This is a genomic window from Reichenbachiella carrageenanivorans (assembly GCF_025639805.1).
In the GTDB taxonomy this organism is placed as follows: Bacteria; Bacteroidota; Bacteroidia; order Cytophagales; family Cyclobacteriaceae; genus Reichenbachiella; species Reichenbachiella carrageenanivorans.
Window position 1 is genome coordinate 4,239,359 of record NZ_CP106735.1, and the last position, 23,093, is coordinate 4,262,451.

General features: G+C 43.6%; 24 protein-coding genes and 1 tRNA gene. 11 read left to right on the top strand and 14 right to left on the bottom strand.

Annotated elements, in window-relative coordinates; all coding sequences use genetic code 11:
- Positions 1–99: 99 nt before the first annotated feature.
- The 8 genes from N7E81_RS17105 to N7E81_RS17140 form a co-directional block, all read right to left on the bottom strand.
- Complete coding sequence (locus tag N7E81_RS17105; RefSeq protein ID WP_263050818.1) at positions 100–1,122, bottom strand: FecR family protein; 1,023 nt, start codon at positions 1,120–1,122, stop codon at positions 100–102.
- 111 nt (positions 1,123–1,233) lie between these two features.
- Positions 1,234–1,839 (bottom strand): sigma-70 family RNA polymerase sigma factor, encoded by a 606-nt coding sequence (locus tag N7E81_RS17110; protein WP_263050819.1) that lies wholly within the window; start codon positions 1,837–1,839, stop codon positions 1,234–1,236.
- Between the two features lie 75 nt (positions 1,840–1,914).
- Positions 1,915–2,556 (bottom strand): hypothetical protein, encoded by a 642-nt coding sequence (locus N7E81_RS17115; protein WP_263050820.1) that lies wholly within the window; start codon positions 2,554–2,556, stop codon positions 1,915–1,917.
- On the bottom strand, positions 2,553–3,629 hold the full coding sequence (locus N7E81_RS17120) for a Gfo/Idh/MocA family protein (RefSeq protein ID WP_263050821.1): 1,077 nt from the start codon (positions 3,627–3,629) through the stop codon (positions 2,553–2,555). Before N7E81_RS17120 ends, N7E81_RS17115 begins: the two co-directional genes overlap by 4 nt.
- On the bottom strand, positions 3,616–4,878 hold the full coding sequence (locus tag N7E81_RS17125; protein WP_263050822.1) for an MFS transporter: 1,263 nt from the start codon (positions 4,876–4,878) through the stop codon (positions 3,616–3,618). The genes N7E81_RS17120 and N7E81_RS17125 overlap by 14 nt, the downstream gene beginning before the upstream one ends.
- Positions 4,875–6,257 carry a four-carbon acid sugar kinase family protein gene (locus N7E81_RS17130; protein WP_263050823.1) on the bottom strand — a complete coding sequence of 461 codons (1,383 nt, stop codon included), beginning with the start codon at positions 6,255–6,257 and terminating at the stop codon, positions 4,875–4,877. The genes N7E81_RS17125 and N7E81_RS17130 overlap by 4 nt, the downstream gene beginning before the upstream one ends.
- Before the next feature lie 319 nt (positions 6,258–6,576).
- The gene (locus tag N7E81_RS17135) at positions 6,577–7,623 is read right to left on the bottom strand and encodes a tartrate dehydrogenase (RefSeq protein WP_263050824.1); all 1,047 of its coding nucleotides are present in this window, start codon (positions 7,621–7,623) and stop codon (positions 6,577–6,579) included.
- Entirely contained in the window at positions 7,610–8,266 is a 657-nt protein-coding gene (locus N7E81_RS17140) for a GntR family transcriptional regulator (RefSeq protein WP_263050825.1), read from the bottom strand. Before N7E81_RS17140 ends, N7E81_RS17135 begins: the two co-directional genes overlap by 14 nt.
- A gap of 180 nt (positions 8,267–8,446) precedes the next feature.
- On the opposite strand from N7E81_RS17140, the gene N7E81_RS17145 reads away from it, so the two are divergent.
- On the top strand, positions 8,447–8,944 hold the full coding sequence (locus N7E81_RS17145; RefSeq protein WP_263050826.1) for a hypothetical protein: 498 nt from the start codon (positions 8,447–8,449) through the stop codon (positions 8,942–8,944).
- A gap of 86 nt (positions 8,945–9,030) precedes the next feature.
- Here the strand turns inward: N7E81_RS17145 and N7E81_RS17150 are convergent, their stop codons facing one another.
- On the bottom strand, positions 9,031–9,876 hold the full coding sequence (locus N7E81_RS17150) for a class II fructose-bisphosphate aldolase (protein WP_263050827.1): 846 nt from the start codon (positions 9,874–9,876) through the stop codon (positions 9,031–9,033).
- Between the two features lie 42 nt (positions 9,877–9,918).
- A complete protein-coding gene (locus tag N7E81_RS17155) occupies positions 9,919–10,572 on the bottom strand; it encodes a cyclase family protein (protein WP_263050828.1) in 654 nt (217 codons plus the stop codon).
- A gap of 168 nt (positions 10,573–10,740) precedes the next feature.
- Here N7E81_RS17155 and N7E81_RS17160 point away from each other — a divergent pair, with 168 nt between their 5' ends.
- The 8 genes from N7E81_RS17160 to N7E81_RS17195 all read left to right on the top strand — a co-directional run bounded on the left by N7E81_RS17160 (position 10,741) and on the right by N7E81_RS17195 (position 18,852).
- On the top strand, positions 10,741–11,370 hold the full coding sequence (locus tag N7E81_RS17160) for a GntR family transcriptional regulator (protein WP_263050829.1): 630 nt from the start codon (positions 10,741–10,743) through the stop codon (positions 11,368–11,370).
- Positions 11,371–11,553: 183 nt separating this feature from the next.
- Positions 11,554–12,390 carry an SDR family oxidoreductase gene (locus N7E81_RS17165; protein WP_263050830.1) on the top strand — a complete coding sequence of 279 codons (837 nt, stop codon included), beginning with the start codon at positions 11,554–11,556 and terminating at the stop codon, positions 12,388–12,390.
- 19 nt (positions 12,391–12,409) lie between these two features.
- On the top strand, positions 12,410–13,597 hold the full coding sequence (gene uxuA, locus N7E81_RS17170; RefSeq protein ID WP_263050831.1) for a mannonate dehydratase: 1,188 nt from the start codon (positions 12,410–12,412) through the stop codon (positions 13,595–13,597).
- Positions 13,594–15,003, top strand: coding sequence for a glucuronate isomerase (gene uxaC / locus N7E81_RS17175; protein ID WP_263050832.1), 1,410 nt, complete (start codon positions 13,594–13,596; stop codon positions 15,001–15,003). The genes uxuA and uxaC overlap by 4 nt, the downstream gene beginning before the upstream one ends.
- Before the next feature lie 6 nt (positions 15,004–15,009).
- Positions 15,010–16,005, top strand: coding sequence for a TRAP transporter substrate-binding protein (locus tag N7E81_RS17180; RefSeq protein WP_263050833.1), 996 nt, complete (start codon positions 15,010–15,012; stop codon positions 16,003–16,005).
- Entirely contained in the window at positions 16,005–16,481 is a 477-nt protein-coding gene (locus N7E81_RS17185) for a TRAP transporter small permease (RefSeq protein WP_263050834.1), read from the top strand. Before N7E81_RS17180 ends, N7E81_RS17185 begins: the two co-directional genes overlap by 1 nt.
- Positions 16,474–17,766, top strand: a complete 1,293-nt coding sequence (locus tag N7E81_RS17190; RefSeq protein ID WP_263050835.1) for a TRAP transporter large permease — start codon at positions 16,474–16,476, stop codon at positions 17,764–17,766. Before N7E81_RS17185 ends, N7E81_RS17190 begins: the two co-directional genes overlap by 8 nt.
- Positions 17,767–17,889: 123 nt before the next feature.
- Positions 17,890–18,852, top strand: a complete 963-nt coding sequence (locus N7E81_RS17195; protein ID WP_263050836.1) for a substrate-binding domain-containing protein — start codon at positions 17,890–17,892, stop codon at positions 18,850–18,852.
- A 226-nt stretch (positions 18,853–19,078) separates the two neighbouring features.
- Here N7E81_RS17195 and N7E81_RS17200 read toward each other — a convergent pair.
- Positions 19,079–19,153 (bottom strand) — tRNA-Arg (locus N7E81_RS17200).
- 103 nt (positions 19,154–19,256) lie between these two features.
- Between N7E81_RS17200 and N7E81_RS17205 the strand changes: the two genes are divergently transcribed.
- The gene (locus N7E81_RS17205; protein ID WP_263050837.1) at positions 19,257–20,537 is read left to right on the top strand and encodes a hypothetical protein; all 1,281 of its coding nucleotides are present in this window, start codon (positions 19,257–19,259) and stop codon (positions 20,535–20,537) included.
- A gap of 110 nt (positions 20,538–20,647) precedes the next feature.
- Here N7E81_RS17205 and N7E81_RS17210 read toward each other — a convergent pair whose 3' ends face one another.
- Genes N7E81_RS17210 through N7E81_RS17220 form a run of 3 tightly spaced genes read right to left on the bottom strand, consistent with a single transcriptional unit; the run spans position 20,648 to position 22,105 of the window.
- Positions 20,648–21,148 carry a rhodanese-like domain-containing protein gene (locus N7E81_RS17210; RefSeq protein WP_263050838.1) on the bottom strand — a complete coding sequence of 167 codons (501 nt, stop codon included), beginning with the start codon at positions 21,146–21,148 and terminating at the stop codon, positions 20,648–20,650.
- A complete protein-coding gene (gene trxA / locus N7E81_RS17215; RefSeq protein ID WP_317624053.1) occupies positions 21,145–21,477 on the bottom strand; it encodes a thioredoxin in 333 nt (110 codons plus the stop codon). The genes N7E81_RS17210 and trxA overlap by 4 nt, the downstream gene beginning before the upstream one ends.
- Before the next feature lie 34 nt (positions 21,478–21,511).
- Positions 21,512–22,105 carry a LemA family protein gene (locus tag N7E81_RS17220; protein ID WP_263050839.1) on the bottom strand — a complete coding sequence of 198 codons (594 nt, stop codon included), beginning with the start codon at positions 22,103–22,105 and terminating at the stop codon, positions 21,512–21,514.
- Positions 22,106–22,146: 41 nt separating this feature from the next.
- On the opposite strand from N7E81_RS17220, the gene N7E81_RS17225 reads away from it, so the two are divergent.
- The gene (locus N7E81_RS17225; RefSeq protein ID WP_263050840.1) at positions 22,147–23,010 is read left to right on the top strand and encodes a TPM domain-containing protein; all 864 of its coding nucleotides are present in this window, start codon (positions 22,147–22,149) and stop codon (positions 23,008–23,010) included.
- The last annotated feature ends 83 nt before the right edge of the window (positions 23,011–23,093 follow it).

Consider the following 23,093-nt stretch of genomic DNA (forward strand, 5'->3'; position numbering starts at 1 on the left):
CGTTAATTAAGTGCATTGTCTGGCCGAGAAAGCGATTGACAATGCGTGAATTGGAACCGATAATTTGGCGATTATCGGTTTTTTTTATGTGGTCATGTTTCAATTCTCATAAGCATCAAATTTTAGTTGTACATTTTTACCTTCTATTTCAAACTGGAATCCATTGACATACCCCATACTAGTCAGTACACTGTGTAGAGACTGTCGTTCAAAAGACCCTGTATAAGTCAATACACTACTTGGGTTATTTTCGAGCTGGATAGACACACCATACCACCTCGATAGTTTCTGTATGATCTCTTTTAACGCCGCCTGATTAAAGCTCAAAACACCGTCTTTCCAGCCATTAGCCATCACAGGATCAAAGGCCTCTACGGCAGATAAGGCTTTCTTTTCTTTATCATAAGTCACTTGCTGACCTGGGTCTAAAAATACCTTCTGGGTAGCAGGCGACTCCATATTGGTCACAGAGACCTTGCCTGTAGATAGGCTCACGATCGTCTGATCCCCTACAGTATGGCCATATACATTGAATGACGTACCGAGAGCTCTCACTTTTATATTGTCGCATATCACATAAAATGGCTTCTGACTTTTCGCTACATTGAAAAAAGCCTCGCCTTCTAGCCATATGGTTCGGGCAGTGTCCGAAAACTCTCGTGCATAGGCTATTTGACTATCCGAATTGAGCTGAACCACAGTACCATCTTTTAGATGAATTTTAGTTTTCACCCCGTCGATATTGCTCTTTGTCACCATGACGGGAGATGCGATGCGGTCAGGCTGGTCTAGATATTGAATGCTCATGATGGCAAGCCCTGCAATTAATATCAGTGAGGCAGCAATTTTCATCACCAGTGCATACTGCTTGGTTTCTTTTGGTTTTTGAAAACTGGCATTCTTGCCTATGGTCTCTTCCCATAGGCTGTTTTTCAATTCATTGGTTTTGTACCGTGCCACTTTCATTTGGGTAGGTGCTTGCCAATGGTTCTTTATTCCTTCATATATTTCCCTATTCTTCTCACTTGAGTTCACCCATTCCTGTAGGATCTGCTCATCTTCTTTATCTTGGCTATTGGCTAAATGCCTAGATATAATCACATATATGTTGTCTCTTTTCATTAGACTATTCAAAAAAATTATACTATAAAGACCCAAGTAAACCTTCAACACGTAATGCTTCCGAAAAAAAGTTTCATTTTTTCGGAAGCATTAGGCGAGTGCATAACGGCGTTAAAAAAATTGGGCCAGACCACGAGGAAACATCTTACGGATTTTGGGATGATGTCTTTGATTTTGCAAAAAATCTTTGAGTGCAAGGCAAAGATCTTTGGTAGCGAGCTCTAAGTGTTTTTCAACGGTTCGGTGGGATATCCCTAAGAGCTCAGACACCTCATCTATATAAAAACCATCTTCACGCAGGAGTCTGTAGACCATCTGACGCTGAGCAGGCAGTTCTTTTACTTTTTCTTCCAACACGTCAAAGACCTGCCTGTCTTTGACGTGTTGGAAGGGGGTATGGTCATACAGCCTGTATTCAGTCGTTTCATCTAGTGCGATTGTTAAGTTTCTCTTACGATCCCTCAGCCAGTTTAGGCTCTTGTTTTTGACACTAATGTATAGATAGGCACTGACCCTTTTTATTTCCTGTTGCTTTTTTGTGTCGCTCAATAGGCTATAAAAGACATCCGAAACCACTTCCTCGGCTCCAAGTGAACACTTGACATAGCTCAAGCTAAAATTGAAAAGTTTCGGATAAAAATGGTCGAAAAACAAGTCATAAGACTTTTTGTCTTTCTTCACGCAAATCAATTTCCAAGTTTCGTCTATGTCGATCATTGCCTTTAGGTTTATTGTGGCCTCATTTTCTTCTATTTATCTCGTATGCTGGCCCATGCAGTATCATAGGTTGATTCAATCTCTCGGCTGTTCATATTTAGCATTCAAAGCGAACTTATCGAATGCAAACCCATCCTCTCGCATGGAAAACTGAATCGTATGCATGCCAGGCTTATCTATATTCAGATAGATCAACCCTTCTTCTCCACAATGGGCTTCTTTGGTTCTTTGCTTGCTCGCCCATGTCCACTGGTTCTTGCCTGCGCACCATTGCATTCTCTGGCCTGATTCAGGCCATTCTCCATTTATTCCCACATGTATTCCATTGTCTTCTTTGCCCGTAGAAAAGGCCCTGCCCCACACATAATATTTCCCTGGGTTAGTGAATTTAACTTTGTATTTCAAAATCGAAATACCTGGTTCATTGCTGAAATTGACTCCTGCAATGAGTGGATCATCGTGTGTGACACGCGTATCGGGAAGTAGCTCTACAAAAGCCCCTCTGCTCGCCGAAAGATACTCCAGAGAATCTCCATCCAGATCATGTCGAACAGCGGTTTTGGACATCACATGCCACGTTCGGTCGCTACTATTCGTCTGCTCGAAAAAGCGTTCAGCTTCTACCTCCACATAGCCATTTTTCTCTTTGCTCACCTGAGCATGCAGAGATGAAAGGCAAAACAATATTCCACAAACTAATAGACATGTTCTTTTCATGAGATAGATTTCAAAGGATTCGACAGGTGTTTTTTTAGTGTGTCATGATGGCTCACTTCTATTGGCATATTAGCCTCCGCTGATTGATAAATCATTTCTTGCACCGTCAATGATTTCAGGTAATCATCTCCATTGGTTTCGAATTCGGAAGCCGTAATCAGACCATCTATAAAATGACGCTGGGTGTGGTAGACACAATCTCCCGAAAAGTTGGTGTTTTCATGTACATAGTCATGTTGTTCTTCGGGTTTGCCCAATTTCTGTATGGTCAATCGCCCATCAGGATAAAGCCGAAGTGTACCTTGCATCCCTTCAAGTAGCATTTCACCAAAAGTATATCTACTATCTGGGTAGTTAGGTTCGTTGTATCGGCTAGCGTCCCATGTCGCAAAAAGTCCATTATCGAACTCAAATTGCACATTAGCCCAATCTTCACCAGCTATCACAGGGTTCAGTTTTCTTACCCGAGCGTTTACCCGACACACCTCTCCAAACAAATACCTAAAAGTGTCGATAAAATGAATGCCATTTTCATAAATCAGCAATCGAGGATAATTTCTAAAATAGGGTTGTCTTGGGATGTAGGCATTTTCGCCCCAGCCATCTCCCATTCTACTTCTAAAATAAACGGTATGGACTTGACCTAAAATGTCGGCATCCAAAAGACGTTTCATCTCTCTATACCAAGGTTGAAAACGCCAATTTTCGTGCACCATAAATCGCACACCAGTAGCCTTGACCAGCTGTACCAGTGCAATAGCTTCTGCAAGATTCGGTGCTAGTGGTTTCTGACAAATGATGTGAATACCTCTGGTGGCGGCATATTCACAAATTTCTAAATGAGACTCAGGAGGCGTAATGATATCTATAAAATCAGGACGCTCTGCGTCTATCATTTCTTTGTAATCTGTATAATGCTTAGGTATGTTGTATTTCTGCTGAATCGCTTGTCCACTCTCTAGGCTACGATTACAAATAGCTACGATGGCTACCTCTGGGATTCGATCCCAAGCTTCATATTGAAAATGGCTGAAATACCCAGCCCCAACAGCTACCCCTTTATATTTTTTCATTCAATATAGATTTTGAAGGATTCATCAGTAGCCAAGCCAATATGGCAATCGCTACAAACACACCTGAAATGATAAAGAACGTGTCCGCAGTACCCGTCCACTTGATTAGATATGGAAATAGTATGGCCGTGACAAATGAGCCTACATTTCCGGCCATATTCATAGCCCCAGAGACTGCTCCTGCATTGGCCTTGCCTACATCCATACAAAAGGACCAAGAGGGACTCAAAGTCATATCTGCCCCAAATACAGCAACCGACAGTCCGGCTACGGCGATTACAATAGAAGACGACGACAATATGACCAATACGCCAATGCCCACTAAAACAAACCCAATAATGGCTGGAATAGAACGGGACCTCCGCCAGTGCCCACTTTTGTATATTCTATCTACCAACCAGCCAGAAAACCAGTTGCCGAATGCCCCACAGATCAGGGGAAACATCGAATACACACTGGCCTCCAAGGCTGTCACCTGAAAACGCTCTGCCAGGTAAGGCAACATCCACGTAAGGCAAAAGAAGAAAATGAAATTGCTACTGAAATATTGTGCCATGGCCAACCAAAGATTCGTAGACTTGAGCAAGGTGCTGATGGGCAGTGACTTGACCTGTATCTGATCTATTGCTTGCCTTTGCTCCACAATCATTTTTTTTTCAGCCTCACTCACTCCTGCATGCTCCTCTGGCATGTCGCGAAACCACTCATACCAAAAGTACGCCCAAACCAAGCCTATCCCCCCCATCAAATAGAAACTCCACCGCCAACCAAAACTAGCAATCACCCAAGTGATCAGCGGAAAGGCAAAAGCCGCTCCCAATCTTGAGCCCGAAAAATTGATGCCTGTGACTACCCCTCGCTCCCGAAGAGGTATCCAAGTCAGGTTGGCTCTAGAGATCCCTGGAAATGCACCCGCTTCGCCTGCTCCAAAAAGAAAACGAACGATAAGCATGGTAACAAAATTCCAAGCCAGTCCCGTAGCCAAAGTAAAAAATGACCATACCGAGACAATCCACGCAATTACTCGTCGAGGCCCATACTTGTCGGACATCAATCCCGCAGGCACTTGAAACAACGCATAGCCCAATGCAAAAGCTGACATGACCCAGCCCAATTGAGGGTCAGACAAACCCAAATCTTTACCTATAAAACCTTTAGCCGCAGATATACCTACTCGGTCTATATACAGTAATAAAGTGAGTGAAAAAGTGGATATGACTAGCTTATATCTAACCGGAAAATAGCTCATGCGTTTGTAGGTTTTAATTTTTTATACGCTTCTCCTAGCGATTCTTCTTCACCGACATTGCCAGGAAATACTATAAATGGGATTTGAGGAAACTTGGTCTCTGATCCTAATTCCCACACGGGAATACCAGGCAATATCTGTCCGAGTACTTTGGCTCGTTTTATACCCAATACCTTAGTAGCTACCTCGCTCGACGTGATACCTCCCTTGGCAATCACAAAAGCGGGTGTCTCCTCTAGGCTATTGAGTATAGAGATGACACCATTAGACACTTGGTTTACAATAGATAGGCTTGCATCTCCATCCTCTCCCGATACTAGTGCTCTACTGGTATACATCACACAATCTCTACCTTCAGACACCGCTTTGTTTAGCTTTACTGCAGCCTGGGCGACTATTTCTGATTCATTTATCAAAAGTTGATTTACATCAATTTCAATTTGTTCTAATGGGTGATTTTGTGTCAAAAAATTCAACTGTGCAGTTGTTTTAGGAACATAGGAACCTACCACGATCACTCCCCCTACCTGCCCTACACTAAAATCCTGCTCTCCGAGAAGAGCCTTTGGCCTGATACCAGCCAATGTAGACACCATACTGGCGCCAGACCTAATCATCAATTGTACCCCTTTCTGCTGTGCTCGCAAAATCCCTGCGACTGCCTTGCTAAGGTCTGCAAGTACTAAAGCATTGATGATGAGTACTTTTTTCGACTTATAATCAAATATCTTTTGAGCTAGTTCTTCTATGGTCTGCTGCCTAATCTCTGAAATACTGAGATCAAAAATTTCTTCTGGAGCATAGAGACTCTTTTCCTCCACATATTCATAAAGATTGCTCGATGCATAGCCAAAAGTCATATCCTGAGCAAATGGTGTTTCGGATACAGGAATCAGCTGCTGCCCCTCTCTGATATAGTGTCCATTATTCACCGTCACTCTATGCCCTTCGAAAAAGACAGGCGCAAAAACCGTAAGGGCATCTGGCTGCCCAACGGCTTGTTTCACAGCCGAAGTCTCAGCTTGAAAATGCCCTCGGAGCGTACTGTCTCCTCTAGTGACTACGAGAAATGACTTACCTAGCTCATGAGCAACGCTTTTTACGTTTTCACAAATTTGAGAAACTAAAGCAAAGGCATGAGCAGCATCCAAACTCCGAGAATTGGTGAGTATATAAAAAACCTCATGTGAAAAAGCCCATCTTAGGTCTTCTTTAGACCATTCGGTCAATATAAAAACATCGTGTACAGACTGTGTGCCTGTAGGGTCGTCGTCCAGCACCACCACTACCTGATCGCCTCTCAATGCGTCGATCTGTTCACCAGTTACTGTGCAGTCTTCGGGAGGAAAATCTATGATATGATCCAGTATTTGACCCATGTTTATTTTAGTTATTCTTATTTAATCGCAGGGCGATAGCCCATTGGGTTTACTTCCCCGACCCTCGGCCCGAAGTAATTAACCGATTAGAAAGTTAACACCTCGTGGGCTAGCCCCGAGAACCATTTATGATATAGCTGATATGAGTAGATTCTTTCTTATATAAAGAAATGAATGGCAATTTTCCAATGTAACAACCTAAATATACTTCACTAAATCAAATCGTATCTAATCGTTTATTCATTCAGAAAACCAAAAGATATTGGTATCATGCCATTCAAAACCTATTACTTACTAAGTACTCAATCTGTCTTTTATCTCAAAGGTTAGCAATCACCGCTTGAGCTATCTCATCTGTCTTGGCTGTGCCACCCAGATCCGCAGACAACACACCCCCTGTAGTGGTGCGATCCACTGCTGCCATGATTCCGGCAGCGGCCTCGTGCTCACCCAGATGCTCCAACATCAAAACTCCCGACCAAATCTGCCCTAATGGATTGGCTATATTTTGACCTGCTATATCTGGTGCTGATCCATGTATCGGCTCAAACATAGAGGGGAAGTCTTTTTCTGGGTTGATATTGCCAGCGCCACCAAGACCCAAGCTCCCCATAATAGCTCCACCCAAATCACTCAGAATATCTCCAAATAAATTGGTAGTAAGTACCACATCAAACACCTCTGGCTTGAGTACAAATGAAGCACTCGCATTGTCTATGTACATTTGATCATGTGCCACATCAGGGTACTGAGCTGCTACTTCTTTGATTACTCTATCCCAATAAGACAAGCTATTGATCAAAGTATTTGATTTGGTCACGTGGGTTACTTTCTTTCTTCTCTTTCTTGCTAATTGAAAAGCATAATGTGCGATTCTTTCGATTCCCTTTCTAGTAAAAATACTAGTATCTACACCCATGCCATTTTCTTCGTCTGGCAGGTATTGGTTCCCAATTTGCACAAACTCACCTTCGGTATTTTCTCTTACCACCACAAAGTCAAAAGGTGTGGTGGATCTGAGTGGGCTTGTCACGCCAGGATAGACTCTTACCGGACGGTAGTTCACATATTGCTGAAAAGAAGTCCTCACCTTGAAAGTATAATCTTTGGCAGGCAAAGTATCGTCTACACCAGGCAAACCTACTGAACCAAAAAAAACTGCATCAAATGCCTTGAGCTTCTCCAGCCCATCTTCAGGCATAAACTTGCCATGCTTTAAATAATAACCAGCACCATAGCTGAAATTTTCTGTATCAAGCGAATACCCATATTTTTTGCCTGCGGCCAACAATACCTCAAGCCCAGCAGGAACGATTTCATGCCCAATTCCATCTCCTGGTATCACGGCGATTTTATAATTTGTCATTTTTACTTTTTTGTTTTTCCAATAAAATATTCTTTGATAATGCTATATGATTACGAATCTCATGAACCGCCCTTGCTACATCCCGACTTGAGATCGCAGCCAATATTTTCATATGCTCCGCAAGCGTGTCCTTCGGCTCTCTTATCAATCCAAACTGATAGACTCGCTTATGTACATCACCTACGCCAGACATTCTTTTTAAAACTGGGTTTTTTGATAATTCTATTATCAAGTCATGAAACCTCTCATCAGCCTTGCGGTACTTATCTGCATCAATATGAGCTATGCCTTCGAAGGGGGCAAATACCTGTAATAGCTCCGCCAACTCCTCATCACTAGATCGCTCAATGATCAGCTTCACGGCCAAGCATTCTACTGCTTCTCTACAGTCATATACATCAATCATTTCTTTGACAGAAATCTCTCGCACATACATCCCTCTACGCGGAATACTCTCGACCAGCATTTCATGCTCCAAGTGCTGCAATGCCTTGAGTAGAGGCGTCCTACTCACCCCTAGCTGCACAGCCAATTGCTCTTGAATAAGCTTCTGACCAGGGAGCAACCTCCCTTCCTGTATCATCGACTTGAGCTCTTGATAAACTGGCTTGCTCAGATCACTATGTTGAATGATTTTTTGCATATTGTATTTTGTATTCAAAAATAAACATTTTAATTAGATTTACAATAGCACTGAAAATAATGTCAGGATTTGCTAATACAAATCACATATAAAAGATTGATTATCAGTGAAATGCACAATATTCACTAACAAATGAAAACTATCTATCATCAATTGAATTTTCACCACTACAAACAAATCATGAAAAAAAACATACTACTTATCTTTCTGTTCATTTATCAAATCTCATTTTCCCAGCAGTTGCCTCCGCTAGTTTTATCAGCCTTGGAGGACTTCAGTCCATCTACTGACAGGGGGTATATACCTTATTACAAGGATGTCAAAAGAAATGCACTCGCGATTAATGCGGCAACGTACAAAAATCAATTTTCACTGGCTGAATATACCTATGAAGGGACTGCTGATGTATATCTCGCCTCTATCCAGACGATAGCCGAAGACGATGGTGAATCAACTTACAAGTTGTATAAAAATGGGAAACTCCTAGCCACTGTACAAAACCCAACGACTGATAAAAAGTTTGAAACTAAGGAATTGGTCTATGGAAAAATAAAATTGAAACCAGGTGACAACATTTCCATCGCGTTCGATTCACATACCAATGGTAAAATACCAGAAGGGGATATCACAGCTTATTCCAGAGGAAGATGGGTCGCTTTGATTTTAAGTTATAAATAAAACATTGCTCACAACGGTTTGTTGATATAATCACAATATGAAAAGTCTAGTGCCTTGGAGACAATACGCTAGGCACTAGACTTTTTTTATGCTTTGCCATCTGACTGAAATAAAACAATCTTTTGCTTAATCACTTCAGTCATTCTCTCTACCACAAGCTGGATGATAGGCATCACATCGGGCTTCATGCTATTGGTTATGACTTCGCGTACGGCATCCATATAGGCCGTCCGAATTTCTGTATTCACATTAAATTTACAAACGCCCAAGGCAATAGATTCTCGTACCATATCGGCAGGCACTCCAGAAGCTCCGTGCAAAACCAAAGGCACGTCTACATTTTTTCTAATCGCTTTTAGTCTTTCAAAATCCAAATTGGGCTCATTGGCATATTTGCCATGCACATTGCCAATACATACAGCCAAACTACTTACACCCGTTTTAAGCACATATTCTGCAGCCAAATCAGGATTAGTCATTTTAGCTTCATAAACTTCTACAGACAAGCCATCTTCCTCCCCTGCTAATTTTCCAAACTCTCCTTCTACGATCGCTCCAAACTGTCGAGCTTTATCTACTATCGATTTAGTAAACTTTAAATTGTCTTCGAATGACAAATCCGAACCATCAGCCATGATCGAATTCATCCCTTTTTGTAATGCCACATCTATAGCGGCTACACTCTGGCTATGATCTAAATGTATAGAAACAGGCACCTCAGCTGCTTTGGCTGCCTCGATACAGGCTGGGACAATTCGCCCCTGGTTCCACTCAATAGTGATCGGATGCAACTGAACCATCACAGGACTATTAAGTACTTCGGCTGCTTGAATGACTGCTGTCAGTCCCTCCATATTATAAATATTAAAAGCACCCAAGGCATATCCTCCGTTTTGAGCCGATTTCAGTAATTCTAATGTATTAGCTAACATGTCTTATTTATGAAAATTTCTAACTTTTAATTAAACACCCGCTTATGCTTTTTCTTCCAAGGCAATCACTCTAGCAGGGGCACCATCTCCATGGCCTATTTTAAGAGGCAATGCGATCAGATAGACTACTGGGGCTATGATTTTGTCCAAACCAGCGACTCCTTCAATGATCGTAATACCACCACCTAACAATAGCTGATGGATTTCCGTTACCTCTGCAAGGTTACCCACATCTGCCACAGACAACGGCTCTACTCCTATCATTTTGATTTGCTTCTCCACACACCACTCCGACAGTTCTTTACTCAGCCTTGGTAGCTCTGTTTTATAATTGGCTTGTTCATAATTACTAGACCAATTCGTCCGAAAAAGTAAACTATCCCCAATTTCAACACTGACCACCTGTTTCTCCACATCTTCCAGATGAATCAATTGGCTAGGCTTCGTAACTGGCACATCTAGTACCCACGCTCTACCCATCAGCTGATCTGGTCTTATTTGATCAATCGTGATCTCATTCACCTCAAAATGAAATGGAGCATCCATGTGTGTACCTGCATGCGAGTAGATGGTCAATGTTTTGGCGTTCCATCCTTCTACCGACATGGTACAAGCTGATTTCTCTGAGAAACCAGCAATTTTATCACTCAGTGTATGCGTGAGATCATGTACGATATATTTTGAAAGATCCAACATTTAATTACTCACTCTTTTTAGATTCGACACTTGATTTGATGAAAACTCATTGATGACTATGATAGAGACTTGAGCAAATCTATATTTTTGTTTTTTGAATTCAAAATTCAATTTTAGAAATTGAATTTTTCATATCTTGCACAAAATATTATTTAGCCTATCAAACTGGTGGAACATTTAGAATTAGTAGATCGAGTATATACTGCAGTCAAACAAATGATATTTGACCAAGAACTTCAACAAGGTCAGAAAATCATTCAAGAAAAATTAGCTGCAGAATTGGGCGTGAGTAGAAGCCCATTGCTCAAAGCCCTACAACGCCTAGAGTCTGAAATGCTTGTAGAGAGTATTCCACGACGAGGTATGTATGTAAAATCTGTAGACCTAGACGAAGTCAAAGATGTGTTTGAATGCAGAGCTGTACTCGAAGGGCTTTCGGCCAGACTCACCGCTCGCCACATTACCGACGATCAGATTCAAATACTGAAAGCATGCTTTTCCAATTTCGTAGGCAAAAAAAACATAAACATTGAAGCATACGCCTCAGCTGATCGCGAGTTTCATGCCTATATTCTTGAATGGAGTGGAAATAAAGCAATAGCACATTTAGAAATGTTGAGTAACATTCATCTGAAAGCATTTCAGGCTGGATTACTTAGGCAGCCTGAGGAGACATTACCCGAGCACTTGAGCATCATAGCAGCTCTGGAGAGTAAAGATGAAGTAAAAGCAGAGCTTCAAATGCGCCAACACATCGAACAATCCTTATTAGCATTTAATGCAAAAGCAGACAACTAATGCTCAACATTTGAATATTCCATTCAAATTAACAAATTGAAAAAATAAGACCATCCTCGACTATATCTGAATTCATTATGCTACATTTGCCACAGATGCGGTAACGAACACGCATCAACATCCTTCTTCCATAAAGGATTTTTTTAGAAAGAATTGCGTTAACGTACACACAAACTAACACTCATGAAGAAATTGGAAAACAAAGTTGCTGTAATTACTGGAGGCGGAGGAGTGCTCTGCAGCACTATGGCCGAACACCTAGCCACCCTTGGATGCCAAGTAGCCATCTTGGATTTGAACAAATCAAATGCTCAAAAAGTAGCTGACGTCATCACTGAAAAGGGAGGGAAAGCCATTGGTGTAGAAGCCAACGTACTCAACAAAGAAAGCTTGGTCAAAGCCAAAGAAGAAATCAATCAAAAGCTAGGCAGCTGCGATATCTTAGTAAACGGTGCAGGCGGAAACCACCCCAAAGGCACCACGAGCAAAACGCACTTCGAACTTGCCGACCTAGAAAGCAACGAGGAAATGACTACCTTCTTCGACCTCGACCCAGAAGGCATCAAGTTTGTTTTCGAACTCAACTTTATAGGCACGCTCCTGCCCTGTCAGATTTTTGCACAGGACATGCTCAACAAAACTGGCTGTACCATCATCAACATCTCGTCGATGAATGCCTTCACGCCACTCACCAAAATACCAGCCTACAGTGGCGCCAAAGCAGCCATATCCAACTTTACGCAATGGTTAGCTGTCCATTTCTCGAAGGTAGGTATCAGAGTAAATGCGCTTGCTCCTGGTTTTTTCTTAACTGAACAAAACAGAAGACTATTGACCGAAGAAGACGGCAGCCTCACTCCTCGTGGCAACACGATCATCGAACACACCCCCATGGGAAAATTCGGAGAGCCTGAGGATCTAACAGGCACACTCGAATGGCTCTGCGGCAGTGGATCGTCATTTGTGACGGGAGTTACTATTCCTATAGATGGAGGATTTAGCGCATTTAGCGGAGTTTAATTTAAACCTGAAATTAGAGATGAAATTAGAACAAACATGGAGATGGTATGGCCCTAATGACGGAGTAAGCCTCTCAGACATCAGACAAGCCGGCGCTACAGGTATCGTAACCGCCCTACATCACATACCCAATGGTGAAATATGGACGGTTGAAGAAATTCAGAAAAGAAAAACTGAAATAGAAGCCGCAGGACTCACTTGGAGCGTAGTAGAAAGTGTACCCGTACACGAGGATATTAAAAAGCGAAGCGGTCAGTTCCAGACTTACATTGACAATTACAAAACAACACTGGCCAACCTCGGAACCTGCGGAATCGACACGGTATGTTACAACTTTATGCCCGTATTGGACTGGACTAGAACAGACCTAGATTATGCTGTACCCGATGGATCTACGGCACTTCGGTTTGACATCACGGCCTTTGCTACCTTTGAGATACATATTTTGAAACGTCCTGGCGCCAAAGACAGCTACAGTGCGGAGCAACAAAGTGCTGCAAAAAAATACCATGAATCTATGTCTGATGATGATATTGAAAAACTCGTCAGAAACATTATCGCAGGGCTACCTGGCGCTGAGGAAGGATACACCCTTACTCAGTTTCAAGAAGTACTAAATTCCTACGACAAAGTAGATGCCTCACAACTCAAGGCCAATCTGTTTTCGTTTTTGAGCGAAATCGTACCTATAGCCGAACAGGCGGGTGTGTTATTGTGCATCCATCCGGATGATCCCCCATTCCCTATTCTGGGACTGCCTCGCGTAGTGAGTACAGAGCAGGACATATTGGATCTATATGCGGCAGTAGACAGCCCAAACAACGGCCTCACCTATTGCACAGGATCTTTCGGCGTGCGAGCAGACAATGATCTCGTAGGCATGGTAAAACGCCTTGGACATCGCATTCATTTCATTCACCTGAGAGCCACCAAAAGGGATGCTTTGGGTAATTTTCACGAAGCAGATCACCTCGATGGCGACGTAGATATGTTTGGTGTGATGAAAGCACTGATAGCAGAGCAAGACAAACGCATAGCGACAGGACGCAAAGACCTACGTATGCCATTCAGGCCAGATCATGGGCACAAAATGCTAGATGATCTCACTAAAAAAACCAACCCTGGATACTCCGCCATTGGGAGACTGAGAGGATTGGCAGAACTGAGGGGATTAGAACTGGGAATCAAAAAATCTAAAGAAGCATGAAGTCATTTCTAGGAGACAATTTTCTACTATCCAATGAGATAGCCGAAGCACTCTATCATGATTTTGCTAAGGATCAGCCCATCATAGACTATCACAATCACTTGAGTCCTGAGCTGATCGCTAAAGATCATCAATTTGAAAACATCAGCGAAGCTTGGCTGCATGGCGATCATTATAAATGGCGCGCCATGCGTGCCAATGGCATCGACGAAAAATACATTACTGGATCCGCATCTGATGCGGATAAATTCGAGCAATGGGCCAAGACTGTACCCTATACGCTACGCAATCCGCTCTACCACTGGACGCACCTCGAACTTCAGCGGTACTTTGGTGTTTCCACCTTGCTTTCGCCTGATACTTCAAAGGAAATTTATCAAGAGGTCAACCGTCAGCTCCAGCAAAAATCACACAGCTGTGAAGGATTGCTGAAAAGCAGAAAGGTGGAGCTACTATGTACCACAGACGACCCGACAGACGATCTTTCGTATCATCAGCAAATCCAACAGCAATCGATGGCCGTGAAGGTATATCCTACCTTCCGACCCGACAAAGCCTTAGGCTTGGGTGATCCAAAGTCGTATTTGTCGTATCTTGAAAAACTAGGAAGTGCAGCAGGTATTACTATCCAAAACTTAGACACTTTGCTGGAGGCATTGCAGCAGCGCGTCGATCACTTTCACCACATAGGCGGAAGGATCTCTGATCTGGGCTTCAACCAATTGCCCTATTTGAACCCTAAAGAAAAAAACAGAGACGCAAACTTCAAATCTATCCTAGAGGGGAAAAATCTGAATATAGCAGAGGTAGAAGATCTGCAAGCTTATATACTCACCGAGCTGTGCAAAATGTACCACACCAAAGGCTGGGCACAGCAGTTTCATCTCGGCGCCCTGCGCAACAACAACGAAAGGGCCTTGCGTGAACTGGGGCCAGACACGGGCTACGACTCTATGGGTGATTTCGATCAAGCAGATAGAATCTCTCGTTTTTTAAACAACCTAGACAACACCGATCAACTCGCCAAAACGATCCTCTACAATCTCAATTCGAGAGACAACGACCTACTGGCTACCATGGCGGGCAATTTCAACGATGGCAAAACTGTTGGCAAAATCCAATTTGGTAGTGGCTGGTGGTTTTTGGATCAAAAAACAGGCATGGAAAATCAGATGAATTCGCTTTCTAATATGGGTTTATTGAGTAGGTTTATAGGCATGCTTACAGATTCCAGAAGCTTCTTGTCTTTTCCTAGACACGAATATTTCAGACGGATCTTGTGCAACCTCATAGGCACTGATGTGGTCAACGGCGAATTGCCCAACGACATCCAGTGGCTAGGCAGCATGGTCAACGACATCTGTTACCACAATGCCAAAAACTACTTTGAATTCGAACAAGACTAATTTATAATGACGGTCAGAAGCTACTTTTTATTCTTCATCCTCACGCTCTGCTTGGGGATGACACAATGCCGACAAGCCAAAAAAGAGCGCGTGCTCAAACTGGCTCATGGGCTCAACGAATCGCACCCCGTGCACTTGGGCATCCTTGAAATGGCTCGGCTACTACACGAAATCTCAGATGGCCAGATGTCTATGGACGTCTACGCCAACGGCCAGCTCGGCCAAGAGCGCGACTTGATGGAACTGCTACAAATCGGCAGTCTCGACATGACCAAAGTCTCTGCCGGAGCAATTGAGAATTTCGTACCCGAATTCAAAGTACTCACCCTGCCCTACCTTTTCACAGATTCCACACATACGTGGAATGTCCTGCAAGGCCCCATTGGCAAGAGCCTATTGGCTAAAGGTGAAAAATACTGGCTCAGAGGGCTTTGTTTTTATGATGCAGGTAGCCGGAGTTTTTACTCCAAAGAGGCTCCCATAGAAACACCCGATGATCTGGCCGGACTCAAAGTCAGAGTAATGAACAGTCAATCTGCCTTCAATATGGTACGGGCTTTAGGAGGTTCTCCTACTCCTGTATCGTTCGGCGAACTATACACTGCCCTGCAACAAGGCGTAGTAGATGCAGCAGAAAACAACCCCCCCAGCTTTTATACTTCTAGACATTACGAAATTTGCAAACACTATGCGATAGATGAGCACACCACACTTCCTGATGTATTGATCGCGAGCACATACCTATGGAGTAGCCTCAATGAGCAGCAAAGAAGTTGGCTACAGGAAGCCGCAGATCGCTCCGTAGATTTTCAAAAACAAGCCTGGGCGGCCTCCGTCAAGGAAAGCCTTTTTGAGGTACAAAAAGCGGGTGTAAAAGTATACTACCCAAGCAAAGCCCCTTTTCAGGAGAAAGTAAAAGGACTTTATGATGAATTCAAAGACGATCCTGTACTCTACGAATTGATTGAAAAAATACAACAAGCAGCAAACACTCCGAAATAATGGACTTTAGACAAACCTTAGACAAAACTCTGGAAACCGTACTCAGCGCACTGCTCGGGCTCATGGTTCTCAATGTCCTCTGGCAAGTAGGCTCCAGATACTTGCTCAATGATCCAAGTGCATTTACCGACGAATTGTCTCGCTATCTGCTCATCTGGGTTGGACTTTTGGGTGCCGCCTATGCTTCGGGCAAAGGCATGCATGTATCTATCGAACTACTCGAACGAAAACTAGACGACCGTAAAAAGCATTGGCAACAGGTGTTTATACAAATCATGGTCTTGGTATTTGCCCTTGCAGTACTGATCATTGGAGGCATACGTCTAGTCTACATCTCTTTTGAACTGGGACAGACTTCCTCTGCCATGCAACTATCACTAGGCTATGTCTATCTGGCTTTGCCCCTTAGCGGAATACTTATCTCTTATTATTCCTTATCTGATTTGTTCAATCTATTAAAACCAAAAAATGGATAATCTAGAAGTATACGCCCTCGTCATTAGTTTTTTGCTTCTGCTCATCGCAGGAGTACCAGTAGCCTATAGTGTAGGATTGGCCTCTTTGGTGACCATTTTGGTCAATATCGACGCCATGCCGGCATTCACCACCATCGCTCAGCGCATGGCTACTGGATTGGATAGTTTTTCTTTGCTGGCCATTCCGTTTTTCATCCTAGCGGGGCAGATTATGAATCAGGGCGGTATCGCTCATCGGCTCATCGCTTTTGCCAAAGCACTGGTAGGCTCATTCCCTGGCGGATTGGCCTATGTCAACATCATTGGTGCCATGCTTTTTGGTGCTATTTCAGGCTCTGCCATGGCGGCAGTATCCGCTATTGGTGGCACATTGGGGCCAAGAATGGAGAAAGAAGGCTATGAGAAATCGTATAGCGCGGCGGTAAACATCGTGTCGTCTACCACGGGTCTTGTGATCCCCCCTTCCAATATCCTGATCGTATATTCGCTGGCAAGCGGTGGCGTATCTATCGCCGCTTTGTTTTTGGCGGGTTATATACCTGGACTGCTTATGGGACTCGCTCTTATGATCGTAGCTGCGGTGTATGCAAAAGTAAAAGGGTACCCTCGTGGGGAAAAATCCACACTTGGTCATATTTTCAACACATTCATTCATGCTTTACCTAGTTTGATGATGCTCGTCGTAGTTATTGGAGGCATCGTCATTGGCATATTTACCGCCACAGAGGCCTCTGGCATAGCCGTACTTTACACCTTCATTTTGTCGATGATATACAAAGAGCTCACGCTAGAAAAAATAAGACAAATTGCCATTGGGTCTGTAGGCACCACTGCCGTAGTCGCTTTGCTTATTGCTTGCTCTATGAGCATGTCTTGGGTCATGGCCTATGCAGACATCCCACAGGCTGTGACAGCCGGATTGCTCAGTGTATCTGACAACCCTATTGTGATTCTATTGCTTATCAATCTTCTACTTCTCGCTGTAGGGATATTTATGGACATGACTCCAGCTGTACTAATTTTCACACCCATATTTCTTCCTGTAGTTACTGCTATTGGTATTGACCCTGTTCATTTTGGGATTATCATGGTCATGAATTTATGTATTGGACTCTGTACCCCACCTGTAGGCTCAGTATTGTTTGTAGGTATAGGTGTCGCTGGCGTCTCACTTGAAAAAGTAATCAAGCCACTCATTCCTCTCTTTATCGCTATGGTGATCGTATTACTATTGGTGACTTACATTCCTGAATTAAGTTTGTTTTTACCTAGGTGGCTTGAATAAATCTACCGCAAACTCTATTACACTTTACAATAAATTACTTAGATTTAAGAATCCTACTTCCCATCTTACTTGTATATTTCCCATTAAATAGCATGAATACAAATCAGCATAAATACATACAGCATGAGAAAGACAGGAATACTTTACTTAATTCTATTATTCACAACCCAACTAGCCACTGGGCAAGACCTTAAAGTCGGTTTATTATTCGATCAGTTCGCAAGTGTAAGGTGGGAAGTGGATGCTAGTCAGCTCACCTCTGAATTCAAAAAGAATGGAATAGAAGTCATCGTGAAAGTGGCTCACTCCAGCTTAGAAAAGCAAGTCAGCCAGGCACAAGAGCTAGCAGATGAAGGAGTCAAAGTTTTTGTGGTTATTGCCGTAGACGGACGTAAGTCCTCCGCCATCTTAGACATTGCCAAATCCAATGACATCCTAGTAGTCGCCTATGACCGCCTGATACTCGATCCTCGTGTAGACTTATATGTCTCGTACAACAATCTTGAAGTAGGGCGAATGCAAGCGCAAGCCATGATTGACAATGTGAAGAAAGGAAATATTCTGATGATGAATGGCCCTGTAGCAGACAATAATGCTGTGCAATTCAGAAAAGGACACTTGGAGGTGCTAGATCCCTTGGTCAAATCAGGACAGATCACGATTGTAGATGATTTAGTCTTAGACACGTGGTCGGATGTAAGCGCCCTTATGAAGCTCTATGAAGTCGGCCCAGATTTTAGCAAAATCGACGGTATGCTTTCTGCCATCGATTGGTTCAACGACGCCGCTATGGAGTACACTGGCGACTCGGCTATGTTTACCAAAATTTATATGACGGGTCAAGACCCATCTACTGCCACAGCCATCAAACTGAAAAAAGACATTCAAAATATGACCGTGTGTAAGCCCATTGCACCGCTTGCGATTAAGACGGTGGAATTGACAATGGCCAAGCTCAATAATCAAAAAACCAAAGGCCTCCAGAAAACCTCAGTAGGAAGCGACTCTATCGATAGCTATTTGCTCACACCCATCTATGTAGACAAAAACAATGTGGATGAGTACCAAGATGAGTTTCTCAAATAGGCACACTACTGTATTAAATACCTGATACACAGAGGAGAAGTACTAGCTGGTACTTCTCTTTTTTTTTGAATAAACCTATATCCGTGGACATTTCGCTCATTCGGATTGCAGCAGATCGTTTGTTGATTTCTATAATTACCGTATCTGCCTTTGACAAGCAGCAGATTGCACCCTTATCCAAACATAAGACAAGTGATCAGAATACATGACCTTTGACAGGTATACTTGGTGGCCTTGCTAGGAATCGAACCTAGATCTAAAGTTTAGGAAACTTCTATTCTATCCATTGAACTACAAGGCCATTTGCACATGAGCTGTGGCAAATCTATAGAAATTCATCTATTTTAGATAAACAAGTGATTTTTTGATTTTCCTCCAAAAGAAGTAGCTTAGATTAAAAACCAATGAAGTACCTCCTGCCTATCTTGTTCTTGGCTTCCTTCTGTAGCACCTACGCTCAATCTACTTCAGGTAAAACATACGATACACAAGTCGTCGAATTTGCCAAACTACCCGTACTCAGCTGGAAATCTACTAACCAAGTAGACGACAAGCCTGCATGGGAAGGATTTTTATTGGTAAAAGCCAAACTCAACGGCATCTATGACCTCTCCGGTGGTCTACAAAACCAAGAGACCTTCAACGTAGGACAAATCGACGTATGGGGCCATGACAACCGCAATCGATTCGGAATGGACATGTATCAAACACAGCTGCGAATATGGAGCAAACGAAAAACTGCCACGAGTGATTTTGTAGGCTATCTGGAAGGCGACTTCTGGGGAGGAGATGGTAGATTCAGATTGCGGAATGTTTGGCTAGATTATAAATTTCTACACATTGGACAGGACTGGAGTTTCTTTGGAGACAAAGACATCTGGCCCAATGTCCTCGACTGGGACGGCCCTCCTTCGGGCGTTTGGCGAAGATCGACACAGATCAAATTTTATTTCAAAAATCCAAATCATTGGTTGTTTGAGATAGGCATAGAAAACCCAGGAGCTGAGTTTACCTTCAACGAAGAAATAGAACCTGACATATCTGCCTCCTACCCTGTGATGCCCGATTTTGTAGGTGCGGCAAAAAAAGAAATGACCTTTGGCTACCTCAGACTCGCCGCGATCTATCGCAACCTCACCTACGACTACTCGGGTACCAATATTTCCAAATCTGGCTATGGAGCTGCGTTATCTGGCTATATCCATACGCATGCCGATCGTAAAAATCCATTGCAGTTTCAGATAGTCGGAGGCCGTGGCATCGCCAGTTACTTGGCCTCATTTGGAGGGCGCAACTACGATGGCGTACCTACTGGAACGGGTAGCATATCCACCGCCCCTGTGCTAGGAGGCTGGGTCAGCTATGAGCATTTCTTTGATTCGCGTTGGCATGCCAATTTCGTGGTAGGCATCTCAAATTTCCTCACTCCAGAAATCACACAATTGGAAATCGGGCCAAACGACTATCCCGCCACCAACACCAAAATAGAGCTCGATCATCGCTATATAGTCGTCAACCTCATGTACGACCCTACCCCTGGTCTGACCTTAGGTATAGAATACAATTTGGGCAATAGATCCCTGATCTACACGGGCAGCATAGATATCGATGGCTACATGACCAGTGAAATCACGCAAGGCCGCTCTGCTCAGCGCATCAGCTTTGGTGCATTCTTTGATTTTTAATTTTGTCTGAATCTAGTAGCTAATGGAGGCTTGCAGAAGCTAAAGTGAAAGGCACTAAAGCGCATCATACAGGTTCAACTCCCTTTTGTGACCTATGAAGGGGTGCTCATCTAATAGACCACTTCCCCTTTCGTGACCCACCTACCCCATAGGAGGTTATATCCGTGTACTTGCTGCGTAGGATGTCCGAGACTGTCCACGACTGGCAGACCATGATTCACCCAATCGAATAGGCCTCCGTAGAGATTTTTGGCATTAGTATATCCTGCCGATTTTAGTTGCTCCGCTACTTTCTCGCTGCGGTATCCTACCGAGCAGTACACCAATATCTCGGCATTCTTGTCTACGTCCAATATGGTACGCACATCAAAATCATCATACCCGACCCATCGCGCATGCGCCAAGTGACTGACCTTATACTCCTCCTCAGATCTGGCATCGAGCAATACAGCATTTTCGGGAATACCATCCTGCACCTTTACCTCCTCCACAGCATGATCCAGCAAGCCGTCTACCATTCGATAAAACTTCGCTTCTTGCTTGTCCGATTTGTCGTCTTGTGCCTGCAGGGTAAATGGGACTAGGCAGAATATCGTAAGCCAATACCTCATTGATGAGCCGCTATCACGGATTTCAGTTGTGCTTTGGTGGCTGTACCTGAGTGCCGCCACAGGATTTTCCCTTTCTTAAAAAGGATCATGGTGGGTATGGTACGGATTTGATAGACTTGAGACACTTTTTGATTTTTGTCTACATCTACTTTGATGACTTGTGCCTGCCCATTGAGCTCGCCTTTGAGTTCGGACAGTACGGGTGCCATCTGCTGGCAAGGCCCACACCAGTCGGCATAAAAATCGACCAATACGGGTTGGTCTCCATGGATGATATCTGAAAAAGTAGCCATAAAAGCTGAAACGACTAAAATAGAAAAGGAGTTCAATTGAACTCCTTTTCATATAAAAAAATATCTTGTATTAAAACTCTACAGTCGGTGCATTTTCGCTACCCGCTTGGGCGGCAAATGGGGTTCTCTTTTCGAAGCCAAACATGCCTGCAAAAATCGTATTAGGAAATCTTCGAATGAGTGTATTATAGCTCTGTACGATTTCATTGAACCTTCTACGCTCTACCGCAATTCTGTTTTCTGTACCTTCTAGTTGTGCCTGTAGCTCCAAAAAGTTTTGGTTGGCTTTCAAATCAGGGTACTTCTCTACCGTCACCAATAGTCTAGATAGTGCCGAAGACAAGCCGCTCTGTGCCTCTTGAAACTGCTGCATAGACTGCGCATTCAAGTTGCTAGGGTCTATCGTGGTGCTGGTTGCTTTAGCTCTTGCAGCAATCACGCCCTCTAGAGTCTCCTTTTCGTGAGCAGCATAGCCTTTCACGGTATTCACCAAATTAGGAATCAAATCTGCACGTCTTTGGTACTGCGTCTCTACGTTGGCCCACTGCGCAGTCACGCCTTCGTCCATGCTCACCATGGCGTTGTATTTTCCGGTCACGGAGCTGTACATCCATATCACGACCAATGCGAGTACTCCGAGTATTATTAAAGTCTTTTTGTTCATAATTGTCAAGGTTAAAATTCAAATTTACTACTTTAGCTGGAATGAAAATCAAGAATATAAAAACTCTTTTCGTAGCTATTAGTTTCATTTTCCTCAGCAATCTTACAATTGCCCAAGACTATGTGCCCGTACCTGAACTCAAGCAGCGAGTAACCGATCTCACACAAACAATCTCATCCAATAATCTTGAATATCTGGAAGATAAAATCGCCAGATTCGAGCAGGAAAAAGGCAGCCAAATAGCCATACTGATCTTGCCCACTACCGCCCCGGAAGAAATCGAACAATACAGCATTCGTGTAGCCGAAAAGTGGAAAATCGGCCGTGGAGGCGTAGACGATGGCGTCTTGATGATCATCGCCAAAGACGACCGAAAACTCAGAATAGACGTAGGCTACGGCCTCGAAGGAGCCATTCCCGACATCTATGCCAAGCGCATCATTGAAAACATCATCACACCAGAATTTAGACACGGGCAATTTGCCGTTGGTATCAATGGTGGCCTAGATGCTATTATCAATCTGATCAATGGCGAGGACTTGCCTGCCGTGACCCAAGCCAACCACAAACCCCAAGGCTCTGGCAAGCGGATGTCGATTTGGCTCATGGTCTTTGGAGTCATCGCGCTCAGTGTGATCAAGTCGATGATTAAAAAATCATCTATAAAATATGCAATTGCGATCGCGATTGCCATTCTACTCGGTTTCCTTTTCGCCGATATCTTGATGGGCATCATCTCGCTCGTCGTTTCTCTGGTGATGCTGTTTGGCAACTCTAGTGGAAGAGGCGGTGGAGGTTACTACGGGGGCTCTGGCGGAGGATTCTCCTCAGGCCGTGGTGGATTTGGAGGCTTCTCTGGTGGAGGCGGCGGATTCGGCGGAGGCGGTGCTTCTGGAGGCTGGTAGTGGAGATACGCCATGCGCAGCTCCTAATGCCTCCATACCGACATCAGATCAAAAAAAATAGAAAATATTGGCTATAGCCAAAA